Raw genomic sequence first — 5,908 nt, 5'->3', positions numbered from 1 at the left:
CGCCATGGTGGCGCGCCGCGCCGGCGTCTCGATCGCGACCGTGTCGCGCGTCATGAACGGCGTCGAGAACAAGGCCACCTCCGAGACCGCCGCGCGGGTCCAGGCCGCGGTCGCGGCGCTGGGCTATCGGCCCCAAAGCGTCGGCCGCGCGCTGCGCCAGCGCGAGAGCCGCATTGTCGGCGTGCTCGCCGCCAATCTCGGCAACCCGGCGATGGCGGCGGCCGCCGCCTCGATCGAGCTGGCGTTGCGCGACGCCGGCTTCGTGATGGCGCTCTGCGACACGCATGAGGACCCAGCCATCCAGGACGAGTATCTCGCCGAAATGGAGGCGCAGCTGGCGCGCGGCATCGTGCTTTTGGTCGCCGTCCCCTCGCCCCGGCTCGACCAGCTGCGCGCGGCGGAGCGGCCACTGGTCTTCGTCAACCGGCGCGACCCCGGCGACGAGACCTCGCCCTTCGTCGGCATCGACGACCATGCCGCAGGCTTCGCCGTGGCGCAGCACTGGCTGGCCCAGGACAGGGGCGGCCCCTTCGGCCTGCTGCACGCCTCGCTGTCCTTCAGCGCCGGCCAGCGGCGCGCCGGCGGCTTCGTCGCCGGGTTGGTCGCCGGCGGCGTCGCCGAAGCCGATATCCTGCGCGGGACGGGCAGCGGCAAGAGCCATCTCGCCATCGGCCATGCCGGGATGGGCGCCCTCCTGACGGGGCCGCGGCTGCCCCGCCGCATCCTCTGCCTCAGCGACCTGATCGCCTATGGCGCCTATCGGCGGCTCTCGGAGGCCGGGCGGCGCGTCCCCGACGACGTGGCGCTGTTCGGCTTCGACGACAACCCGCTCAATGCCTGGATCGCCCCCTGGCTCAGCGCGGTGAAGATTCCTTACGACGATTTTGGGCCTGTGGTGGTGGCGACGCTCGCGGCGGTGCTCGACGGCAAGCCGACCAAGGCCGCCTTCCTGCCGCATGAGCTGGTGATTCGCGGCGGCTGACGCCGGCCGGGGGGGATGGCTGCGAGGGTTACGGCTGCGGATGCGCGGCGGCCGGGCCCGCTCCGGCGCGCAGCAGCATGCCGAACAGGTCGCGCGGCTCGTCGGGATCGGCGAGCAGGTCGAGCTCATCGTATTCGCCCGTGCGGGCGGCCTCCCCGGCGAGCCAGCGCAGGGCCGAGAAATCCTCGATCGCGAACCCCACCGAATCGAAGAGCGTGATCTGCCGCGCCTCGCGCCGGCCTGCGGCCTGCCCCGTGACGACGCGCCAGAGTTCGGTGACGGGATGGTCGGCGGCGAGCTGCTGGATCTCGCCCTCGCTGCGAGTCTGCGGCGGATACTCCACGAAGATGTCGCTGCGCCGGAGAATGTCGGCATGGAGCTCGGTCTTGCCCGGGCAGTCGCCGCCGACCGCGTTGATGTGGATGCCGGCGCCGACCATGTTGTCGGTCAGGATGGTGGCGTTGGTCTTGTCGGCGGTCGCGGTGGTTACGATCTGCGCGCCCAGCACCGCCTCGTCGGGCGAGCGGCAGACCGCGATGTCGAAGCCGAAACCCGCGAGATTGTGCGCGCAGCGTGCGCTGGCGGCGGGATCGGTGTCGTAGAGCCGCAGGCGATCGACGCCGAGGACCGCCTTGAAGGCGAGCGCCTGGAACTCCGACTGCGCGCCATTGCCGATCAGCGCCATGGTGCGCGCGCCGTGCGGGGCCAGATACTTGGCCGCCATCGCCGAGGTGGCGGCGGTACGCAGCGCGGTCAGGATCGTCATCTCGCTCAGGAGCAGCGGATAGCCGGTCGCGACATCGGCCCAGACGCCGAAGGCGGTGACGGTCTGGCGGCCGTCGCGCGTGTTGAGGGGGTGGCCGTTGACGTATTTGAAGGCGTAGTGGCGCCCGTCGCTGGTCGGCATCAGCTCGATCACGCCGTCATGGCTGTGCGAGGCGACACGCGCCGTCTTGTCGAAGGCCTCCCAGCGCCGGAAATCGGCCTCGATGCAGGCGGCGAGGTCGGTCAGCACGCGTTCGATCCCGTGCCGGCCGACGATGCGCATCATCCGGTCGACGCTGACGAAGCGGACGAGGTTGAGCTTGCGGTCCATGCTCAGTAGCTCCGCGTCGGGCGATCCAGCACGCTGCGGCCCATCAGGCTGGCGGTGAGGTCCACCATGAGGCGGGCGGTGCGGCCGCGATCGTCGAGGAAGGGGTTGAGCTCGACGAGGTCGAGGCTGGTGACGCGGCCGCTGTCATGGAGCATCTCCATGATCAGATGCGCCTCCCGGAAGGTCGCCCCGCCCGGCACGGTCGTGCCGACGCCGGGCGCGATGTCGGGATCGAGGAAATCGACGTCGAGGCTGACATGGAGGATGCCGTCCTGCGCCTCGACGATGTCGAGGAAGCGCCGCAGCAGCACGCCGACGCCGTTCTCGTCGATGGCGCGCATGTCGTGCACATGCACGCCGCTGCCGGCCAAGATCCGCCGCTCTGCCGCATCGACGCTGCGCAGGCCCATCATGCAGACCCGCGAGGGATCGAGCGCCGCCGCCAGCGGCGGAAAGGTCCCGGCAAATCCGGGCAGGCCGAGCGCATAGCCCATCGGCACGCCATGGAGGTGGCCGCTCTCCGTCGTCTCCAGCGTGTGGAGGTCGGGATGGGCGTCGAGCCAGAGCACGAAGAGCTTGCGGCCGTCCTCGTCGGCGCGGCGGGCATGGCCGGCGAGCGTGCCGGCCGCCAGGCTGTGATCGCCACCGAGCACGATGGTCATGCCCTGCGCGCCGGTCTTATGGACGGCCTGTGACAGGGCCTCGGTCCAGGCCACGATCTCGGACAGGCCGTGCAGCGCGGGGTTGGCGTGGGTCAGGTCGCGTCGCGGCGCCGGGACGAGGTTGCCGCGGTCGATCACGGTGTGACCAAGCGCCTGCAGCGCCGGCCCGATGCCGGCGGCGCGGAAGGCGCTGGGGCCCATGTCACAGCCAAGCCGCCCGGTGCCGTCCTGCACCGGCGCTCCCAGCAGAATGCAAGTGGTCTGTTTCATGTGCCGTCACCTCCCTGCAACGAGGTTAGGGCGCGGCGATGGCGGGATGAACCCGCCAGATTGGCATAGATGAGAAGCCGGATTTCCGTTATGGAAAGGCCGACTGCTCAGAATGGACAATCACCGATGGACGAGCTCGACCAGCGCCTGATCACGCTGCTGCGCCGGAACGGCCGTCGCGGCGTGTCGGATCTCGCGCTCGAGCTCAGCGTGTCGCGCGCCACGGTGCGGGCACGCATCGAGCGCCTCGAACAGGCCGGCGAAATCGTCGGTTACACGGTGATCCTGCGGGCCGACGCGGTCTCGGCCCCGGTGCGCGGCATCACCCTCATCGAGGTCGAGGGACGCGCCAAGGACCGCGTGGTCGCGGCGCTGACGGGCTTCGCCGAGGTGACGGCCATCCACACGACCAGCGGCAAATGGGATCTCGTCGCCGAGCTCGGCACCGACAGCCTGACCGCCCTCGATGGTGTCCTGACGCGGCTGCGCCTGATCGCCGGCATCGCGGCCTCGGAAACGCATCTGCTGCTGGCGACGCCGCGCAGCAGCCGCGCGGGGCTCGGGCCGCTCGCCCAGCGCTGAGGATGGAAGTGTCCGGAGCAGCAGGACCCCGACGCAGGCAGCGTCGAGGCCGTGCGGGAAATCCGGTCAGGATCCCGTTCGACGTGATCAGGCGGGCAGGACGACGACCTTCGTCTTCACCGGCGTCTGGTCGTAGAGGTCGATCATGTCCTGCGTCAGCAGGCCGACGCAGCCGCTGGTGATGCCCGAGCCGATCGATTCCTCATCGAGCGAAGCATAGATCGTGTAGAGCGTGTAGCGGCCGTTCTGGTAGAGATGCAGGGTGCGCGCGCCCAGCGGATTGTCGAGGCCGCCCGGCATGCCGCGGGCGTATTTCGCCGCTTCCGGCTGGCGCTTGATCATCTCCGGCGGCGGCGTCCAGGTCGGCCATTCCGACTTGCGCCCGACATAGGCATCGCCGTTCCAGCGGAAGCCGTCGCGGCCGACATTGGCGCCGTAGCGCGTGGCGTTGCCGTCGCCCTCGATGCGGTAGACATAGTAGTTGCCGGGATCGACGACGATCGTGCCCGGCGCTTCCTTGGTCTCGTAGCGCACGGTGCGGCGCCAGTACTGCGGATCGACCTTGCTGGGATCGGTCGCCGGAATCGCGAACTTCTTGTCGTCGACCGGCCCGTAGAGCTTCTTCGCCTCGGCGAGGCTCATCCCGTCCTGGGTGACGCAGCCGCCCAGCGACAGCGCCCCGAGGCCGGCGGCGGAACCGACGAGGAAGGAGCGGCGGTCGAGCCGCTCCAGCCGACGGCCACCCAGGGCCGCTTCATCACGCTTCATCATTACAACGACTATCCCGACTGCGTGTCGCCCGACGGAACTCGGCCGACGACACCGCTTGAACCCTAGCTCGCCGGAGTTTGCCGCCTGAGAGCGGGGCTGGCAAGCCTGATGGGACGCGAGCCCCTTAGGTCATCGGCGCGTCAGACCGCCTCCCACGCCCGACGATCGCGGATTGGCTGCGGCAGGGCGAACGTCGCGACGACGCAGGCGGCCAGCATCAGGCCCGAGCCGAGCAGGCAGGCCTGCAGCCCGCCCCACTGGTAGAGCAGGCCCGACAGCAGTGTGCCGAGGAAGCGGCCGAGCGCGTTGGCGGCGTAGTAGAAGCCGATATCCTCGGCCGATTTCTCGGAGCCGGCATAGGCCAGGATCAGATAGGAATGGAGCGAAGCGTTGACCGCGAAGGCGCAGCCGAACAGGCTCAAGCCCGCGACGAGGACGAGATCGGGCCGCAGGCCCAAGCCGCTCGCCAGCAGCGCCGCGATCGCGAAGGGGATCGCCGCCAGCGCCAGCGACCAGAGCCGCGCGGCAGGCACCTCCGACGAGAGCCCGTCGGCGCTGCGCCGGATAAGAGCGGGGGCCGCGGCTTGGACGAGGCCGTATCCGATCGTCCAGAGCGCGAGAAACGTGCCGACCATGGTGAAGGTCCAGCCCGCAGCGTAGAGGAACACCGGCACGCCGACGACGAACCAGACGTCGCGCGCGCCGAACAGCGCGACGCGCGCCAGCGCCAGCAGGTTGACGGCGCGGTTCTTGGCGAAAAGCTCGCGGGCGGATTGGCTCGCCTTCGCCTTCCCCATCATCGCCGGCAGCGCGGTGACGACGCCGAGCAGGATCAGCGCCAGCATCGCCGCCATCGCCCAAAGCGCGCCCCTAAAGCCGAGCGCCTCCAGCAAGAGCCCGCCGAGGAAGAAGCCGACGCCCTTCATTGCGTTCTTGGAGCCGGTGAACCAGGCGACCCAGCGGAACAGCCGGCCTTCGGCGTCCTCGCTGCGCGCCGCGGCCTCGGCGACCTTGATCGCTGATTTCGAAGCCGTCTTGGTCAGGTCCTTGGCGACGCCGCAGATGCCTTGCGCCATCACCACCCAGGCGACGGAGGCCGCGGCCGTCCAGTCCGGCGACAGGCCCGACAGCAGCAGGAAACCCGCGATCTGCGTCGTCAGGCCCACCGCGAGCATCCGCGTGATGCCGTAGCGGGCGGCGAGCCAGCCGCCGATCAGGTTGGCGACGATCCCGGCCGCCTCATAGAGCAGGAACAGGAAGGCGAGCGTGAAGGGCGAGTAGCCCAACCGGAAGAAGTGCAGCAGCACGAGCATGCGCAGCGCGCCGTCGGTCAGGGTGAAGCCCCAATAGGCGGCGGTGACGATGGCGTAGTTGCGGGCTCCCGCCGTCACAAGATCAGATCCCGACCTGTTCGAGATGGCAGGCGAGATCGACCATGCGGCAGGCATAGCCCATCTCGTTGTCGTACCAGGCATAGACCTTGAGCATCGTGCCGTCCGTGACCAGCGTCGAGAGCCCGTCGACGATGGCCGAGCGCGTGTCGCG

General features: G+C 69.8%; 6 protein-coding genes. 2 read left to right on the top strand and 4 right to left on the bottom strand.

Annotated elements, in window-relative coordinates; all coding sequences use genetic code 11:
• The coding region (locus Q8M82_RS07870) for a LacI family DNA-binding transcriptional regulator (RefSeq protein ID WP_305690816.1) at positions 1 to 982 on the top strand (982 nt) is incomplete at its 5' end.
• Positions 983 to 1,010: 28 nt separating this feature from the next.
• Here Q8M82_RS07870 and Q8M82_RS07865 read toward each other — a convergent pair.
• Both Q8M82_RS07865 and rocF read right to left on the bottom strand, forming a co-directional pair.
• A complete protein-coding gene (locus Q8M82_RS07865) occupies positions 1,011 to 2,078 on the bottom strand; it encodes an ornithine cyclodeaminase (RefSeq protein ID WP_305690815.1) in 1,068 nt (355 codons plus the stop codon).
• A gap of 2 nt (positions 2,079 to 2,080) precedes the next feature.
• Positions 2,081 to 3,010, bottom strand: coding sequence for an arginase (gene rocF, locus Q8M82_RS07860; protein WP_305690814.1), 930 nt, complete (start codon positions 3,008 to 3,010; stop codon positions 2,081 to 2,083).
• 126 nt (positions 3,011 to 3,136) lie between these two features.
• On the opposite strand from rocF, the gene Q8M82_RS07855 reads away from it, so the two are divergent.
• Entirely contained in the window at positions 3,137 to 3,592 is a 456-nt protein-coding gene (locus Q8M82_RS07855; RefSeq protein ID WP_267519202.1) for an Lrp/AsnC family transcriptional regulator, read from the top strand.
• Positions 3,593 to 3,679: 87 nt separating this feature from the next.
• Here Q8M82_RS07855 and Q8M82_RS07850 read toward each other — a convergent pair whose 3' ends face one another.
• Both Q8M82_RS07850 and arsJ read right to left on the bottom strand, forming a co-directional pair.
• On the bottom strand, positions 3,680 to 4,363 hold the full coding sequence (locus Q8M82_RS07850; RefSeq protein ID WP_305690813.1) for a L,D-transpeptidase: 684 nt from the start codon (positions 4,361 to 4,363) through the stop codon (positions 3,680 to 3,682).
• A 140-nt stretch (positions 4,364 to 4,503) separates the two neighbouring features.
• On the bottom strand, positions 4,504 to 5,754 hold the full coding sequence (arsJ, locus tag Q8M82_RS07845; protein ID WP_305690812.1) for an organoarsenical effux MFS transporter ArsJ: 1,251 nt from the start codon (positions 5,752 to 5,754) through the stop codon (positions 4,504 to 4,506).
• Between the last annotated feature and the right edge of the window lie 154 nt (positions 5,755 to 5,908).

It is taken from the genome of Allobosea sp. (assembly GCF_030694325.1).
Taxonomy (GTDB): domain Bacteria; phylum Pseudomonadota; class Alphaproteobacteria; order Rhizobiales; family Beijerinckiaceae; genus Allobosea.
The sequence above is the reverse complement of the archived record's forward strand: the minus strand, read 5'-3'. Positions and strand labels throughout refer to the sequence as shown.